Origin of the sequence: Actinokineospora guangxiensis (assembly GCF_042657845.1) — a bacterium.
Classification (GTDB): Bacteria; Actinomycetota; Actinomycetes; order Mycobacteriales; family Pseudonocardiaceae; genus Actinokineospora; species Actinokineospora guangxiensis.
Window position 1 is genome coordinate 147,353 of the sequence record NZ_JBHSKF010000015.1, and the last position, 17,251, is coordinate 164,603.

Below are 17,251 nucleotides of genomic sequence, written 5' to 3' on the forward strand. Positions count from 1 at the left end.
CACCGCGCTGCTGGCTGGGCTACTGGTTCCCCTCGCGCCGGTGGCGGCCGCTGAGGTCAAGTTGCCAGAGCTGCAGCGCGAGAAGTCCATCTCTGGGCAGCCAGTCGCCGTCAAGCCACTTGAGCCGACACCGGTTGGCAAAGAGTGGCAGAACGAGCAGGTCCGGTGGCCTTCCGCGGGCACAGCCAACTTCGACCTAGCGACGGTCAGGCCAGGGCAGCAGGCACAGTCCGATCGGGTGCCGGTGGCTATCGGCTCCGTGCGGGCTGCGAAGTCCAAAGACGGTCAGCCCCAGCGGGCGCGGATCTCGGTCAAGGACCAGCCGACCGCGCAGCGTGCCGGTGTCACCGGTGTGCTGTTCGGCGTTGCCCGGACGGACGGCGTGAGGAGCCCGGGCCGACTGTCCGTTGAGGTCGACTATTCGCAGTTTCGGCACGCTGTCGGTGGTGATTGGTCGACCAGGCTGCGGTTGATCAGCTTGCCGTCGTGTGCACTCACCTCTCCCGAGCGACCGGAATGCACCCGGGGCACTCCGCTGCCGACGCGTAACGACAGCAAGAATCACACGCTCACCGCGGCGGTTCCGGTGGCTGCTGCGGGCGAATCGGTGGTGGCTGCCGCGGCTGGCCCGTCCGGGAGCGGTGGGACGTACTCGGCGTCGTCTCTGGCGCCGTCGGGGTCGTGGTCGGCGGGTGGCTCCTCGGGTGACTTCGGGTGGAGCTATCCGATCAAGGTGCCGCCGTCGCTGGGTGGGCCGTCACCGCAGATCGGTCTGGGGTACTCGTCGGGCAGCGTGGACGGGCGTCAGGTTTCGACGAACAATCAGCCGTCCTGGGTCGGCGACGGGTGGGATTACTGGCCTGGCTATGTCGAGCGTCGTTACCAGGCGTGTTCGGAGGACATGACCGGTGATCACAACAACACGGTAAAGACCGGAGACCAGTGCTGGTTCACCGAGAACGCCACGCTGTCGCTGAACGGCCGCACGACCGAACTGGTCCGCGACGATGCCACCGGAGCGTGGCGGCCCGCCAACGATGACGGCTCGCGCGTGGAGCGGCTGAGCGGCGCCTCCAACGGCGACAACGACGGCGAGTACTGGAAAGTCACCACTGTCGACGGCACCCAGTACTTCTTCGGTCGCAACAGGCTTCCGAACTGGACGACCGACAAGCCGGAGACCGGGTCGACCTGGACGGTCCCGGTCTTCGGCAACAACTCCGGCGAGCCGTGCAGAGGTGCCAGTTTCGCGTCGTCGTGGTGCCAGCAGGGGTGGCGGTGGAACCTCGACCACGTCGTGGATCCGCGCGGCAACTCGATGAGCTACTTCTACGCCAAGGAAACCAACCACTACGGCCTGAACGTCAAGACCGCGCCCGTCGCGTACACCCGCGGTGGCCACCTGCTGCGTGTCGAGTACGGACAGCGCAACGGTTCGGAGTACGCCGGCGCCGCCCCCGCAAAGATCGAGTTCATCGCGGCCGAGCGGTGCACCTCGGCCAACCCATCGGTCGACTGCACTGACGCCAACTTCACCACGGCGAACGCCGCGCGCTGGCCGGACGTTCCTGTAGACCAGAACTGCAAGTCGACCGAGCAGTGCACCAACCGCTTCTCACCGACCTTCTGGACGCGGAAGCGACTCGCGGCGATCAACACGTTTGTGCGCAAGAGCGACGACACGGGCTACCGCCAGGTGGACGGCTGGGCGCTGACGCACCAGTTCCCTCTGACCGGTGACGTGAGCACACCCAGCCTGTGGCTGGCCAAGATCACCCGCACTGGTTTCGCAGGCGGAACCCAGGCGATGGCGCCGGTGACCTTCCAAGGCGAACAGATGGAGAACCGGGTCGACGCCTTCGAGAACCTCCCGGCGATCAACCGGTACCGGGTGAACGCTGTGTACACCGAAACCGGCAGCGTCATCGGTGTCACGTACTCACCGAAGGAGTGTTCCAGGCTCGAGCCGGTGAACATGCCGGGACCGGACGAGAGCAACAACAAGCGCTGCTACCCGGTCTACTGGACCCCAGAAGGATCTCTCGACCCGATCAAGGACTACTTCCACAAGTATGTGGCGGTCAAGGTCCTCGAACAGGACCGCACCGGCGGCCAGGTCACCAAGGAGACCAACTACGAGTTCGTCGGCAGCCCTGCTTGGGCGTATGACCACAACGAGCTGGCCAAGCCGGAGCGCCGAACCTGGAACCAGTACCGCGGCTACGCACGTGTCCGAACCAGGGTTGGCGCCGCGCCGGATCCGATCTCGCGGGCCGAGACGCTGTACTTCCAAGGCATGGACGGGGACAAGCTCCCGTCGGGGACACGCAACGTCTCCGTCGTCGACTCCGATGGCCACGAGATAGCGGACGCACCCGAGTACAGCGGGATGGCACGGGAGACCGTGTACTACGAACGGGACGGCGGATCAGTGGTGTCATCCACGCTGAACACGCCTTGGCGTGGCAGCGTCACCGCCACTCGTGCCCGACCTGGCCTGGCTTCCTTGACCTCGAGGGTGACCGCGATGGCGGAGACCCGGTCGAAGTCTCGAATGTCGGACGGGACATGGCGTCGCGCGGGTGTGGTGCACACCTACGACCAGTACGGCATTCCCACCTCGGTCAGCGAACTCGGCGACACGGCGACCAGCTCCGACGACAGCTGCACCCGGTTCTACTACACCCGCAACACAGGCGCCTGGATACTCAACGCCACCAACCGGATCGAGAAAGTCGCGGTCTCCTGCGCGGCGACGCCGTCGCGTCCGGCGGATGTGGTCTCCGAAACCCGCACGTTCTTCGACGGCTCAACCACTCACGGTGCTATGCCCACGCGTGGCGACGTGACCCGAGTCGACGAGCTGATGGACTGGCCCGCAGGAGGAACCGCCCGCTACGCCACCACCTCACGCACCGTCTTCGACACCTACGGCAGGCCCATCGAGTCCTATGACGCCGCGGGCAAGAAGAGCACGACCTCCTACACCCGTACCCCGGCGACGACCGGTCTGGTCACCACGATCGCGTCCACCAACCCGCTGGGCCACGTCAGCACCAAGTACTTGGACCCCGCCCGAGGCGTGCCGACCGCGCTGGTCGATCAGAACAACCGCCGCACCGACCTCAGCTATGACCCGATCGGCAGGCTCACTCAGGTGTGGCTGCCGGGCCGGGACAAGGCCACCAACCCCACCACACCCAACAGCGATTTCAGCTACCAGATCGGGCCCAACGCCCCAGTCGTGGTCACCACGAAAACGCTAAAGTCGGACGGGGCGTACCGCACCGGACATGAAATCTACGACGGACTGCTGCGGCTGCGCCAAACCCAGCAACCCGCCGCAGGCGGCGGCCGGCTACTGACCGACATCTTCTACGACACCCGCGGCTTGGTGTGGAAGAAGAACGCGCCCTACTACAACGACCAGGCCCCCTCCGGCGCGATCCTCGCCGTCGGCGACGCCAACGTCCCCGCCCAGATGGTCTACAGCTACGACGGCATGGGACGTCCCACGGTCGAGGCATTCCACAGCTACGCCGTGGAGAAGCGGCGCACCACGACCACCTACGGCGGAGAGTGGCTCGCCCAGCAGCCTCCGCAAGGTGGCACCACGATGATGACGGTCAAGGACGCCCTCGGCCGCGACGCGGAACTGCGCGAGTTCCACGGACAGGCTCCGACGGGCGCTTATGACTCGACGAAGTACGAGTACGACCGCAAGGGCCGACTCGCGAAGGTGACCGACTCAGGCGGACGCGTCCGAAGCTTCGAGTACGACCTTCGCGGCAGGCAGATCAAGGCGATCGATCCTGACCGCGGCGCCACCACCATGAGCTACAACGACGAGGACGAACTCGTCACCACCACCGATGCCCGCGGCGAAACCGTCGCCTACACCTACGACGATCTCGGCCGCAAGACCACCGTCCGCGACGACTCGCAGACCGGGGCCAAGCGCGCCGAGTGGACGTTCGACACGCTGGCGGACGGAACCGCGGTCAAGGGGGCGTTGGCCACCTCGACCCGATACGTCGGAACCAACGCCTACAGCACCGCCGTCACCGGCTACGACGCGGCCTACCGGCCACTGGGCGTCACAGCGACCATTCCCGCGTCGGAGGGTGCGCTGCAAGGGTCCTACACCTTCAGCACCACCTACACCGCGACCGGATTGCCCGCGACCAAGAAGTACCCGGCCAAGGGCGGCCTGCCATCCGAAACGGTCACCTACAGCTACGACGCTCTCGAACTCCCCATCTCGATCAAGGGACTGGCAGGCCAGCTCTACCTGTCGAACACCACCTACGGGCGGTATGGCGAGGTTCTGCGGCATCAGCTGGGCGGGCCTGGCAAGCAGATCTACAACTCGTACAAGTACGAGGAGGGCACCCGCAGGCTGACCCAGGTCGACACCGACCGCGACGTCGCTCCCACCCATCTGGAAACCCGGACCTGGGACTACGACCCGTACGGCAACATCACCTCCATCACGTCACAGGAGCCTGGTGTCGTCGCCGACACCCAGTGCTTCCGCCTCGACTACCTCAAGCGCATGACCGACGCCTGGACCGCCACCGACAACTGCGCGGCCGAACCGTCGACGGGCGCCGGAGGAACGGTCGGCGGACCGCAGCCCTACTGGCGGTCCTACGAGTTCGACAAGGTCGGCAACCGCACGACCGAGATCCACCACGACCCCAGCGGCGACCCCGCGAAGAACGTCACCAACACCTACGCCTATCCCGCCGCAGGACAGCCCCAATCAGACACCCTGCGGTCGGTGACCCGCACAGGTCCGGATGGCGCCCGCCAGGACACCTTCGGCTACGACGACGCCGGGAACACCACCCAGCGCAACGTCGCAGGCGTCGAACAGACCCTGGAGTGGGACGCCGAGGGCCATCTGTCAAAGGTCACCAAGGGAAGCTCAGTCACCGAGTTCCTCTACGACGCTTCCGGCGACCGGTTGATCCGCCGCGAGCCCGGCGCCACGACGCTGTATCTCGGTGGGAGCGAGTACCGGCTCGACACGGCGACCGCCACAGTGCGCGGTACCCGCTACATCGACGCCGGAGGCGCGACAGCGGTACGCACCGCCGACGGCAAGGTCAACTACGTTCTGGCGGACCACCACGGAACCGGCGACCGGGCTATTGACGGGTCCACGCTGGCCGCGACCCGCCGGTCGTCGATGCCGTTCGGGGAGACCCGCGGAATCACACCGGCCGTGTGGCCGGGCAGCAAGGGATTCATCGGTGGCGTCGAGGACAAGTCGACTGGGCTGACACACCTCGGAGCACGCGAGTACGACCCTGAACTCGGCCGGTTCATCTCCGCTGACCCCATCGTCGACCTGCGCGACGCCCAACAGATGAACGGGTACGCCTACGGACACAACAACCCGGTCAGCCGCAGCGACCCCAGCGGGTTGTATGACCCGGAAGGCTACGACTACTGCCAGCGCCACCGGGACCAGTGCAAGAACCGCGATACGCCGAACAATGGGGTTCAGCTCGGCGGCGGTGCGCCACCACCCTCGAACGGCCAATCTCAGCCTGCCGGGCCGAGTGAGGAGAAGGTCACCTGGGCCAAGAAGGTCAAGGAAAAGAGTCTCCTCGAGGTTGTGGTCGAGGCGGGCGGCGAGATCCTCATGGAGGTTCTCGGGATCAACGACATTCGCAACTGCTTCACGAACGGCGATATCGGCGCCTGCGTGATGATGGTCGCCGGAGCGATTCCGTGGAGCAAACTGCTCGAAGCAGGCGACATCATCGGCGCCGTCTGGCGGGCCGGTAAAGCGGTGTTCAAATGGTTTGACGAGGTTCGAGAAGCCGACCGAATCCTGGACTCCGCCGCCCACGCCGCCGCAGCCGCTCCAAAGCTTGACGACGTTGGTGCCGTCGCCGCGCGTCAGGCAGACGATGTCGGTTCCGCGGGGGCGCGACAAGTCGACGATGTAGGCGGCGCGGCAGGTAAGAAAGCCGATGTCGGCGACTCCTGCGTGGGCAACAGCTTCACGCCCGAGACCCAGGTACAGATGGCTGATGGGACCAGCAAGCCGATCTCGCAGATCAACCTCGGCGACGAGGTACTGGCTACTGATCCCGAGACTGGCGAGTCTGGTGGCCGCGAGGTCGTGGGCCTGATCGTAGGCGACGGTTACAAGCAACTCGTGCGCATAACGGCCACCGAGCGCACTGCGACCGCCGTAACCGAGAGCGGCGACGCAGATGGCCGGTCCACAGGGACAGTGGTGGCCACCGACGGACACCCGTTCTGGGTTGCGGATCTGAAGGCATGGCTCCCCGCCAAGAAGCTCAAGCCCGGTATGTGGCTACACACCTCGACAGGCACTCGTACTCAGATCACGGCTGTCGAGGCGAGCACCAAGACCCAACGGGTGCACAATCTTACTGTCGCCGACCTGCACACCTACCACGTTCTCGCTGGCCGCGACCCGGTCTTGGTCCACAACTGCGGCGGTTCGAAGCCTGGCCACGCAGCGTCCTGCGATTGCAGTGCTGGCGGGACGCCGAAGCCTGACCTAGACTCCTTGGCTAGTAGTGCCACTACCGCAAAGGGTAAGGGCCCATCGCCAGCGGGTCGTGCGTACCAGAAGCACATGAACCGGCCTGGGTCGAACCTGACTCCAGCGCCCGGCCGGCTCCATAACCAATTGGGCGGTCAGATGGCAGTCGACTTGCTGACGAATCCGCGGTCAGCTCTGCAGGTATGGACCCACAGCATCCACGGTCCGGTGTTCGACTTCAAGCTGCCCACTGTCGGCGCGAGATGGACTCAATCTGGTCAGTTCATCGGATTCTTGGACCCGTGATGTCACCTGAAGTTGAGAAGTTGCTCGCTGCTTTCGCAGTAGCGGACGGTGAACTGATCGAGTTGTTCGTCGGCGCGGTGCCGGAGGGCACGTGGCCTCGGGTGCTCGCTGCGCTCATCGAGGCCGGCTACGACATCACTGTCACCGACCTCGAGTGCGATGAAGGGGTGAAGTTTGCCGCGGAGCTGTTTGCTGACGTCGAGGGTCGCTACAGCGTGGCTTTCCCCGTCGGCCGTCAAGTTTGGACCTCGACGCCAAGTTCGGCCGATGCTATCGATCTTCAGGGCGATCCGAGAGATGCTACTACTCCGGAGGACGTTTACGACATCATGCGGCTGATGGTGCTGGTGCACGAGGTCACCGGCAGGCCCGTTGTGCTGGTACCTGAAACGCTGGATTACGATGCAACAGCGCCCTACCTGACTGTGCCGTGATGTTTGGACGAGCGTGCTCGGCGCGTCAACTTGTCCGACATCCGGCGTGCATCCCGATCTCGGTGACGGATTGGCTGGTCACCGGCTTCGATCGCGGGCCGATTGGCGCGCGATGACGCAGGCGGGGGGCAGGTCGGATAACTCACGAGGCAATCTACCTGTGGGTTTACGTCCCGCCGTCCACGCTGCACCGGGAGTTGATCGCGCTATTCACCGGGCGCACGTGGCGGCGGAGTTCTGGTGATCGGCAAGGCCGCTCACGTGGGACTGCGGCACTGCTTCATTGACGGCGATATCGGCGCCTGCGTGATGATGCTTGCCGGGCGATTGCGTGGGGCAATTACTCGAAGCAATCGACATTATCGGCGCCGTTTAGCGCTACAGAGAAGCCGTGCTCAATTGATTTGACGAGATCCGCGAGGCAGATCGGAATCTGAACGCCGCAGAGAATGCTGCCACCTCCGTCCGACGATTGGATGATGTTAGCGCCACAGCCGCACGGCAAGCCGCTTTTCCTTGCCAGGGACAGATGAGATCTGCTCAAGAACCGGGGAACCCTACCGATACGACCACGTCATCGAGCCGCAAGGTGATGACGTCGTGGGACGCCGCGGTGAGTCCGTTTCGCGTGATCCATAGTGCGATGGGGACATCGGCGAGTTTGGCGGCGCACTCGGCCTGGGTCCAGCGCACCCAGAACTCCGCCGGGTCAGAATCAGTGCCGAACCGGGCGGCCAGCGCGCGAGGGACCTGCTGGTCGGCGATCTCGCCGTCGATGACGACCCCCGAGTCGCCGTACCAGCCGACGACGCGGTCGTCGGCGAGGTGGGAGCGGGTCACCGCGTCCGGCAGGCTCTTGGCGATGCGAAGGTGCTGCAGGGTCCGCTGCGTCCGCGATTCAGATGGAGCCTGCACCGTCGATCACGATCGATTGGCCGTTGATGTTGGTGTCGTCCAGCAGCAGCATGCGGATGACGGGCACGACCTCCTCGGGCGTGGTCAGCCGCCCTGACGGTGTGCGTCGCAGGATCGCGTCGAGCTGGGTCTGGCCGAGCACCGCTGACATCTCGGAGGCGAAGAAGCCCGGCGCGACCGCGTTCGCGAGCACCCGTCCGGACAGTTCCCGGGCCAGCGAGCGGGTGGCAGCGTCCAGGCCGCCCTTGGTCGCGGAGTACGCGACCAGTCCCGGGTAGCCGCGCTGGCCGCAGATGGACGTCACGTTGACCAGGCGGCCGCGCCTGCCCTTGCCGAGCAGGCGGCGCAGCCAGAAGCGGGTGAGCACGAGCGGCGCGGTCAGGTTCGTCTCGATGATCTGCTCGATCCGGTCCACCCGGGTGTGCACATGCAGCGAGTCCTGGCCGACCGCGGCGTTGTTGACCAGTGCGTCGACCACGCCGAACCTCGCCTCGACCTCTTTGACGAACGCCTGGGAGGCCGCGGCATCGGTGATGTCCACCGGCCCGAAGTGGGCGTGGTCCGGGAAGCGGGCGGCGAGGTTGTCGAGTTCCGGGGTGACCGTGCGGGCGAACGCGGCGACTCGCACGCCGCGCTCGATGAGGTCGGTGACCACGGCCAGGCCGAGGCCGCGGGAGGCGCCGGAGATCAGCACGGTGGTTGCCGGGGGCACGGGGGTGAGTTCGTCAGACATCGCTCTTCAAGGTTTCCTTCGCCGGGATGGCGTCCAGCAGCGTGATCCTGCGGGGGACGCCGTGTTCCGGCAGCCGCTCGCGGCACCACCGGCTGAGTTCGCCGACCGCGTCCGGTTCGTCCGCGCCCGACCGGAGCACCACTTCGGCGACGACGAGGCTGCCGACCAGTGGTGACCTGCGCCCGCGCACGTGTGCCCAGGCGACCTGTGGATGGCTCTGCAGCACGCTCCGGACCACGCCGGCCGAGACTTTGTTGCCACCCACGTTGATCTCGTCGGAGTCGATTCGCCCGGTGATGAGGACCCGGCCGTCCTCGACGACCACCGCGTCACCGGTCCGCACCACGCCCCCCAGCCCTTCGCCATGGTGCGGGGAGGTGATGACCAGTTCGCCGTCGTCGACCGCGAGGACCGGCCTTCCCTCCGTGGCGCGTCCCAGCCACTCGACCGGGAACCCGGCCCGCCCGTCGTGCACCACGATCGAGGCGCCGACCTCGGAGGATGCGTAGATCCACGAGATCCGCGCCAGCGGGAACAGCCCGCGGAGCTGGTCCAGCACCGCTTGGTCGACAGGCTCGCCGCCGAGGGTGATCTGCGTCAGCGGCACCTCGGCGAGCCGGTCGCGGTGGGCCATGATCGTCTGCCGCCAGAACGTCGGGGTGCCCGACGCGGCGGTGACGCCGTGCTCGATGCCCGCGTCGACCCAGCCGTCCAGATCGGCCGGGTCCACGACGACGAGGTCCTGGCCCGCCGAGCCCAGCCCCAGCGTGACCACCTGCCACCAGGCGTACGTGCCGGGCGAGTAGGGGCACAGCCAGCGGCGCGGGGGCAGGTCGCCGGAGACTGTGGTCAGCGAGGCCAGAGTGTGGCCGATCCGCTTGGGCCTGCCGGTGGAGCCGGACGTCAACAGCCACATCCGCCCGTCCTGCGGTGCGCGGGGCTTCGGGGCGGCGGTGACCCCGCTCGGGTGGACGAGGTTGAACCCGTCCGCGAGCAGTTCGTCTTGCAGGTCCGCCCCCAGCCTGCCTGCGGCGACGATCATGGACTCCGCACCGGTCCGAGCGTGGGCCAGGACGTGCGGGAGGGCGTCGAAGGACCGTTCCACGACGACTGCGGCAGGTGCCGGGATCTCGGTGCCAGGGAGGTCGGCCCAGGTCGTCTGCGTGCCGGTCCGCCCGTCGATGAGCGCGTTCCCCAGTCCGGCCTGCTCGGTCACCGGCTCGCGATCTCCGCTATCAGGTCCAGGACGTCGCCCACGGTGGTGATGCGCCGCAGTCCGGCGGCGTCGAAGTTCAGCTCGTCGTCCACCTCGTCCTCGACCCGCAGCACCAGCTCGGAGAAGTCCAGCGATCGGAACCTGATGTCGGCAAGTGGGGTGGCGTCGTCGTCGGGCAGGGTCTTCCCCTGCGCACTGAGGACCTCGCCCATCAGAGCGCGGACCCGCTCGCGGGACACAGATCTCATGGCGAGCAGACTAACGGCACGCCGGTCGGCGACCTGAATCGCCGCCATCGACACGAGCTCCCAAGGAGGCAGGCGTGCTGCGTCCCGCCGAGGAACGCGACGTGCAGGCCATGCGCGAGTGGCGCAACCAGGCCGCCAACCGCGAGGTCAGCATCAACCAGCATGTGATCACCCCGGACGAGCACCGTGCGTGGTGGGAGCGGGTGCTGGTGGACCCGAGCCGCCGCGTCCTGGTCTTCGAGTACGACGGCCGCGCGCTGGGGATCGTGAACTTCTTCGACATCGACGAGCGCTCCGCGCAGTGGGGGTTCTTCCTCGACAACGAGACCACCACCGCCGAGGGCACTGCGATGCTGGCCTGGATGGCGGTAATGCGAGAGGCCACCAACTACGCGTTCGACGAACTCGGTGTGGACGTGCTCGGCGGCGAGGTACTGACCCACAACGAGGCGGTGCGGCTGATGAACCGCAGGTTCCGATTCACCGAGGGCGAGCCCGAGACCCGCGAGGTCGACGGCCGCACCATCACGGTCATCCCGATCAGCCTGCGCCGCGAGGACCGCCGAGGACAGGGGGCGCGGGCCGCCGGAGCCCTCGATTGAAGTCAGATCGGAGACCAACGCAGACTTTCGAACGAACACCGACACCCTTGGAAGCTGCTGTCGGATCAGGCACTCTCGACTCCGCCGCGTGCCATGTACGTGCCATGAGAACTCTTGGGAGACACGGAGTCTGAGGTACGATCGGGACGTCGGTGACGACGAAAGTGCTGGTAGAGACGTTGGAGACGACTCGACTTGCCCTCCGGAGGCGGGAGCGCAGGTTCGAATCCTGCCGGGGGCACAGACGCGAACAACCCGCTGAACAGCGTAAGTAGGGTCAGCGGGTTGTTTGCGTTTGCGCGTGGGTGTCCGGGTGTGGGGGGCTCTGAGCGGCTGTTGGCGGGCGGTTTGGGCCCTATTTCGGCCCCAACTTTTGGCCCTGGCCGAGGGCGGTGTCGATGAGGCGTTCCATGGTGGGGCGGTGCCGTCGAGGCAGTTGGCGTAAGTGCGCAGGAGTACCTCGACGGAGGGGCCTGCCCATTCGGCGACGGTGGTGGCGGGGACTTCGGCGTTGAGCCAGGTTGAGTAGGCGGCGGGGCGGAGGTTGTGGGGGCGGTGAGGGTGGCGGTATCGGAGGTGAAGGGCTTTGGTAGTAGTCGACCAGCGGGTCGGTCCTGGTGCGGGGACGTTGTGGGTGGCGACTTGGCAGGGTGAGGTAGGGGTAGTCGTCGCCGCGTGCAGAACGTGACAAGCCATCGCCGCGACTTCACGGTGTGGCCACGACTCCACCTCCTCTCCGCAGGTCATCGAGGACAGCTGAGGGTGAGGCTTGGAGCGGTTATCGGAGCACGTCACTTGACCAGATGGACATCTGCTTCCGTCTGATGTCGGTGTTGACGCGTGGTCCCGGTTGAGTCGCGTCGTTCTGGGCGGCGTTGCTGTTCACCTGTGGGGGTGTGCTGTTGGCAGGGTGAGGATGGACGGGTGTTCGGTGGTGTGGAGGATTTCTTGGTCGGTGGGGCGGGTGGTGGTCGCGGTGGTCAGGGGTTCGCCTGTGCAGGTGTTGCGGGTCAGGCGGGGGTGGGCGCCTCCGGAGATGTGTAGGCGGATGCGGTGGCCCGCGTGGAAGCGGTGGGCGGTGGCGGTGAGGTCGATGGTGACGGTGCGGGTGTGGTCTGGTGCTGGGGGTGTGTTGTCGGGGCGGATTCTGCGAGCGCCGTCGCAGAGGTTCGTGGAGCGGCCGTTGGGGGCTACGTCGCAGAGACGGAGGACCAGGTCGAGGTGCTCGGAGGTCGAGCGCATGGTGATCGATGCCGTCACCGGGCCGATCACCTCGAGATCGGCGGGCAGGGGGTCGCTGGTGAAGGTGAGGACGTCGTGGCGGGCTTCCAGTCGGCGGTTGTCCTTCGCCCCGGCCGTGCCGTCCCAGTTCTCCCCGGCTCCGCCGACGGCGGGAGTGGGATCGGCAGGGTCGTAGCGGAAGCGGTCCGGTGGGGAGTCCGGTGCCGGGTTGGGTGACAGGCCCCCGTGAGGTTGCAGGTGCCAGGCGGTGGGATGGTGGCCGGGAGGAGGCCAGTCAGGCAGGTCGCGCCACTCGTCGGCGCCGCTGACGTGTAAGCGGACCGGTGCGCTGTCGGTCGGGGAGGTGTCGCGCGCGGCGGCGTCGATCCAGGTGTCGACGTCGTCGCGATAGGGCCGGTCCACCGCGCCGCGGCCGTGGTACCAGGGGCCGATGATCAACCGCACTCGTTTGCCTGCCGCGCGCAGGGCTGCGTAGTCGGCGAGGGTTGACGCCAGGCAGGTGTCGTACCAACCAGTCGCCAGGTGCACCAGAGCGGGCATCCCGGACGCGCCTGACCGTAGGTTGAACCGCGCCCAGTACTCATCGTCGTTCTCGTGGGCGAGCCACTCCTGGAAGTAGTCGACGCGGTGCCCGAGCAGACGTTCGTCCGCCGTGCCCAACGGCAGGTCGGCGAGCACCCGCTTCACCTTGCGGGTTCCGCGGACCGACGCGGCCATGCCGCGCAGCGCCGAGGCGTTCGGGTGGTCTGCCTGCCACCGCACCGCGTGAACGAACCCGAGCATCACCGTCCCGGCGACGGCGCCACCGGGGAAGAAGAGCCCATCCCGCAGCTCCGACGGGGCGTCCTGGACGATCGCCAGCCGCCATTCGGGGATCTCCGCCCCCGCCAGGAACCAGCTCGCTCGGCCGATCGCACTGATCCCCCAGGTGACGATCGCGCCCGCGAACCACGGCTGCACCCGCAACCACCGCAGCACGGCGGTCACGTCACCGGCGTCGTAGGTCAACCCGTCGAACGCCCCGCCTGAACCATCGGTGCCCCGGGTGGCTTCGATGACCACATCCGCGCCGCGACGGGCGAACCGCTTCGCCATGGAGGTGATCTGCTTGCGGCCGTAGGGGGTCCGGATCCACACCACCACGCCGCTGCTCTCCCCTTCGGCGTGGATGTGATCGACGAGCAGGGTGGTGCCATCGGCGGCGACCACGGGAAGATCTCTGTCAACGCGCACGAGGGCTCCCACCGAAGATTCGATCCAACTGGTAGTCCAGCGCGGCAGCGGCGGCGCCGGCGTCGATCTGCCCGATAAGCACTTGGGGCATCAGGCCGTCAACGAGGGCGAGCAAGGACACGGCCTCGCGCGTGGCGTCGACGTCGCCCGACGCGGAGCGAATCTGCTCGGCGAGGAGTTCCTGAAGACCCACGCCCCCCGCGCGCAGGGGTTCGGCGATGCCGGGTTCGACCACCGCCCGGGCGAGAAACGCGACCAACACCGGCGCCTCCGCCCGAGCCGACTCGCTCAACGGCAGCAACTCGCGCAACAACGCCCGCACCGCGTCCCGAGCACTCGGGTTCTCCCCGATTCCGGCCACCGCCGCGGCGATGCGCCGCTCAACCCGCTCGCTGATCGCCTGGAAGGCGAACAGCAACATCTCGTCCTTGGTGGTGAAGTAGTGCTGCACCCGCCCCATGGACACCCCGGCCTCAGCCGCGACCTGCCGCAACGAGACCGCGTCCAACCCTTCTCGCCCCGCGAGCCGACAGACCGCCTCCGCGATCTGCCCTCGCCGCTGCTGATGGTCCACCTGCTTGGGCATGGTCCCTCTCGTTTTTGCGATGCACTCGCATTGTATCAGCTCTGGATCAACCCCGTCAGGGCGTCCGCCGACCCGACTCCGACGCCGTCGAAGCAGTGGCGCTGCAAGAGGTGTGCCGAGATCGGAGGGGGCGGAGCGGGCAGGGTGGTTCGCGCTCGGGTCGAGTGCCCTGCGCCATTCCTGCTTGAGGATTGCGAGGGCGGCCACGGTCGCGGTAGGTGCCACAGAGGTTGTCGTCTCGGCTGGGGTGGGTGTGGTCGGTGGCGGCGCGTTGCATCCAGCAGACCCGGCACGGGCTCGCAGGGTCCCGACGCGAGTTGAGCACCCGTTCGGGAGCACCCGATGGTTTCGTTGATGAGCAAACCCGGGACTCCTCCCGAGTGCCGCTGATAGCTTCGTTGATCTCTATCGTCGGCCCCGGATGCAGGTGAGCTGGTCTTGTCCGAACCGGTGTTCCCCGGCATACACGCGTTGGTCACGTTCGTCCGCACACTGTGCAGGCGACCCGGCTTCTTCCAGCGCGACGAGCGGCTGCTCATGCGCGGCGACCTGCCGCTGCCGATGGTGTGCCTGCTCCGCGATGGTCCTGCGGACGGGTTCACCGCCCAGCTCGGCGCCGCGTTCGAGGAAGGGCCGACCCGGGTGCCGCACGTCGTGGTCGACATCGCCAAGCCCGTCGAGCCCGGCCCGGTGCTGCCGCTGCTGCACGCCATCTACGAGCGCCTCGCCAAGGGCCAGTTCGGGCGCAAGGGCTCGCTCACACGGTTCGACAACTACCGCTTGGTCCACCTGCTCACCACCAGCACCCTCCCGCCCCGTCAGGCGCGCGGCGAGGAACCGGTCAAGGAGCTGCTGCGGGCGTGGGCGCGCAAGCCGTCGCTGGGCGCGCAGGACACCGCCGACCGGGCCGGGGAGCGGGTCGCGCTGGTCGTGGCGACGCTCAAGCTGGCGGGCTACCTCGTCGGCGTCTACTGGGGCCGCGACCGGGTGCCCGGCCTGGCCCGCGAGCGCCGATGGCTGCTGCGCCAGCCGTACATGGTGCCCAAGCACTCCCCGGACTTCCTGCGCTTCGCCGAGCGGCTCACCGTGAGCCGGCGCGCCGACGAGAACACCGACCAGCTGCACAAGCTGCTGGTGCACGCTTTCCTGGAGGATCTGCGGCTGGCGTACCGCCGCACGTGGTGGGGGTTCTTGCCGCGCCGCGCGGGCTGGCGGCGCACCGCGCACGTCACCGCGCTGCTGGACAACGCCCACGCCGACGGCGGATGGGAGTTGCTGCGCCTGATCAACGAGGTGCGCAACGAGACCGGCGAGCTGGACCCGCTGCTGGTCGTCGCCGAGGCGCACAGCCCGCCGCCAGGTGTGCCGAGGCCGGAGCACGTGGCGGAGCCGTCCCGGCCGACGGACGCCCGCGACGCGCTCGTCGCCTGGAAGCGGCGGCTGCCCGGTAGCAGGCAGAAGCTCGCCTCCGACGCCCGCTACCTGTTCGTCACGCTGCCCGCCGCGGGGGTCCCAGGCGCGCTGGACGCCGGTGACGCCGAGGTGTGGGAGGCCGGTGACGACGTCGCCCCGCCGCCGGTGCCGTGGCCCGCCCGCCGCGGCGTCGCCGAGGTGATCGCCGCGGTCGTGCTGGTGGCCGCGCTGACCCCGGTCACGGTCACGATGTCGAACCACTGGGGCGCCGGGTGCGCGTTCTTCCGCGCCGTGTCCGGCGGCATCGCCACCCAGGTGGTGCACATCGACGGCAAAGACCAGTGCATCGGCTACAGCGACAACGCGGGACAGGTGTTCAGCACCAACCCGCGGCTGCAACGCGCGCAGTTGGAGGTGTTCGAGCAGAACGAGGTCGCTGACCGTTTGCACAGCGAGACCGACGACCGCCCGTTGGTCACCGTCGTCTATCTCGCCGGCCTGACCGTCAACGGCAACGTCCCGGCCACCGAGCACTCCGTCGCCGAGGAGGTGGAGGGCCTGCTGATCCGCCAGCGCGAGCAGAACACCTCCACCTCCCGCGCCGAACCGCTGCTGCGCGTCATCATCGCCAACGGCGGCACCGGCATGGCCGCCGCCGACATCCTGGTCACCGACATGATCATCCCCCTGATCGAGTCCGATCCGACGATCCTGGGCGTCATCGGCCTGGACCGCAGCGTCGACACGACCGAGACCGCTATCCGCGAACTGGGCATGCGGGGCATCCCCGCCCTCGGCAGCACACTCACCGCCGTCGGCCTCGGCACTCTTTCCGCCCAGTACTTCCAACTGGTGCCCGACAACACCGTCCAAGCCGACCTGATCACCCGACTCGCCCAGCGCACCCGGGCTACTCGGGTGACGATCTTCCACCCGCCGCTCGACGGCGCCAACAACTACGCGACCACCCTGGTCGACGTCACCGCCAAGGCCCTCAGGAAGGCCAACATCAAGGTCGGCGTCCAGGGCTGGACCACCTCCGCCGCCGAGCTCGCCCTCCAGTGCGACGACACCACCGACCGCCGCAGCGAAATCGCCTTCTACGCCGGCCGCGAAGTCGACTTCAGCGACTTCGTCCAAGCGCTGCGCCGTCAGTGCGCCGACCCCACCCGCCTGCCCCGCATCGTCGCCGACGACTCCGTGTCCCGGTTCGTCGCGCACGCGCCGGGCCGCCGGGTCAACCACTTGAACGGGGTCCGGATGTCCTACGTTTCGCTGGGGGCGCAGGTGGTGATCGCGGGGGATCGTTGCGTCGCGGGGGCTCCAGGGGCGTTGCCGGGAGCTACGCCGGCGCTGGACGCCTTCTGCGCCGGGTATGCGCAGTTGCGCCGGGAGGTGTTCGTGGATCTGGAGGAGGACCAGCAGCCGTTGGCCACCTGGGCGGGTGAGCGGGTAGGGGTGGCCTACGACGCCGCTGGGTTCTATGTGGAGGCTGTCCGGACGCTACGGCGTGATTACCTGACGGTGGTTCCGAATCGGGCTTCTGTGTCGATGGTGTTCCGGGAGCTGGAGTTCCAGGGCGCCACGGGGCTGATCAGCTTCCGGACGTCGCGGATCGCCAACACTCGGAGCTTGGCGATCCTGAATGTGGAGAACATCCATGACACGTCTGGGCCCGCGGGCACTCCTCGGTGTGAGCTGATGATCGGGGATCTGGGCCGGGAGTCCGGTGGGCGTCAGGGGAACGGGTGCCCGGAGGTCGCTTCGCGGTGATCCTCCCCAGACACCGCC

11 protein-coding genes and 1 pseudogene are annotated in these 17,251 nt (G+C 67.6%); 6 read left to right on the forward strand and 6 right to left on the reverse strand.

Going from position 1 to position 17,251, the window contains the following annotated elements:
* Positions 1 to 40: 40 nt before the first annotated feature.
* The 4 genes and pseudogenes from ACFPM7_RS24800 (at position 41) to ACFPM7_RS24810 (ending at position 7,680) form a co-directional block, all read left to right on the forward strand.
* Entirely contained in the window at positions 41 to 6,838 is a 6,798-nt protein-coding gene (locus ACFPM7_RS24800; protein ID WP_378250166.1) for an RHS repeat-associated core domain-containing protein, read from the forward strand.
* Positions 6,838 to 7,272: a hypothetical protein gene (locus tag ACFPM7_RS24805; RefSeq protein WP_378250167.1), complete on the forward strand. Its 435-nt coding sequence runs from the start codon at positions 6,838 to 6,840 to the stop codon at positions 7,270 to 7,272. The genes ACFPM7_RS24800 and ACFPM7_RS24805 overlap by 1 nt, the downstream gene beginning before the upstream one ends.
* A 66-nt stretch (positions 7,273 to 7,338) precedes the next feature.
* Positions 7,339 to 7,505, forward strand: a pseudogene (locus ACFPM7_RS30410) (IS30 family transposase); the annotation flags it as partial.
* A gap of 7 nt (positions 7,506 to 7,512) precedes the next feature.
* Positions 7,513 to 7,680, forward strand: coding sequence for a hypothetical protein (locus tag ACFPM7_RS24810; protein ID WP_378250168.1), 168 nt, complete (start codon positions 7,513 to 7,515; stop codon positions 7,678 to 7,680).
* 132 nt (positions 7,681 to 7,812) lie between these two features.
* On the opposite strand, the gene ACFPM7_RS24815 is transcribed toward ACFPM7_RS24810, so the two are convergent.
* From ACFPM7_RS24815 to ACFPM7_RS24830, 4 genes are read right to left on the reverse strand one after another with little or no spacing between them, the layout of a single operon-like run.
* Positions 7,813 to 8,187, reverse strand: coding sequence for a hypothetical protein (locus ACFPM7_RS24815; protein ID WP_378250169.1), 375 nt, complete (start codon positions 8,185 to 8,187; stop codon positions 7,813 to 7,815).
* Entirely contained in the window at positions 8,171 to 8,920 is a 750-nt protein-coding gene (locus ACFPM7_RS24820) for an SDR family NAD(P)-dependent oxidoreductase (RefSeq protein WP_378250170.1), read from the reverse strand. The genes ACFPM7_RS24815 and ACFPM7_RS24820 overlap by 17 nt, the downstream gene beginning before the upstream one ends.
* Positions 8,913 to 10,136, reverse strand: coding sequence for an AMP-binding protein (locus ACFPM7_RS24825; RefSeq protein WP_378250171.1), 1,224 nt, complete (start codon positions 10,134 to 10,136; stop codon positions 8,913 to 8,915). Before ACFPM7_RS24825 ends, ACFPM7_RS24820 begins: the two co-directional genes overlap by 8 nt.
* On the reverse strand, positions 10,133 to 10,384 hold the full coding sequence (locus ACFPM7_RS24830) for an acyl carrier protein (RefSeq protein ID WP_378250172.1): 252 nt from the start codon (positions 10,382 to 10,384) through the stop codon (positions 10,133 to 10,135). The genes ACFPM7_RS24825 and ACFPM7_RS24830 overlap by 4 nt, the downstream gene beginning before the upstream one ends.
* 74 nt (positions 10,385 to 10,458) lie before the next feature.
* On the opposite strand from ACFPM7_RS24830, the gene ACFPM7_RS24835 reads away from it, so the two are divergent.
* Positions 10,459 to 10,986 carry a GNAT family N-acetyltransferase gene (locus ACFPM7_RS24835; protein ID WP_378250173.1) on the forward strand — a complete coding sequence of 176 codons (528 nt, stop codon included), beginning with the start codon at positions 10,459 to 10,461 and terminating at the stop codon, positions 10,984 to 10,986.
* 882 nt (positions 10,987 to 11,868) lie between these two features.
* On the opposite strand, the gene ACFPM7_RS24840 is transcribed toward ACFPM7_RS24835, so the two are convergent.
* Together ACFPM7_RS24840 and ACFPM7_RS24845 are read right to left on the reverse strand one after the other, a co-directional pair.
* Entirely contained in the window at positions 11,869 to 13,461 is a 1,593-nt protein-coding gene (locus tag ACFPM7_RS24840; RefSeq protein WP_378250174.1) for a CocE/NonD family hydrolase, read from the reverse strand.
* Entirely contained in the window at positions 13,451 to 14,047 is a 597-nt protein-coding gene (locus tag ACFPM7_RS24845; protein ID WP_378250175.1) for a TetR/AcrR family transcriptional regulator, read from the reverse strand. Before ACFPM7_RS24845 ends, ACFPM7_RS24840 begins: the two co-directional genes overlap by 11 nt.
* 471 nt (positions 14,048 to 14,518) lie before the next feature.
* Between ACFPM7_RS24845 and ACFPM7_RS24850 the strand changes: the two genes are divergently transcribed.
* Complete coding sequence (locus ACFPM7_RS24850) at positions 14,519 to 17,233, forward strand: type 1 periplasmic-binding domain-containing protein (protein WP_378250176.1); 2,715 nt, start codon at positions 14,519 to 14,521, stop codon at positions 17,231 to 17,233.
* The last annotated feature ends 18 nt before the right edge of the window (positions 17,234 to 17,251 follow it).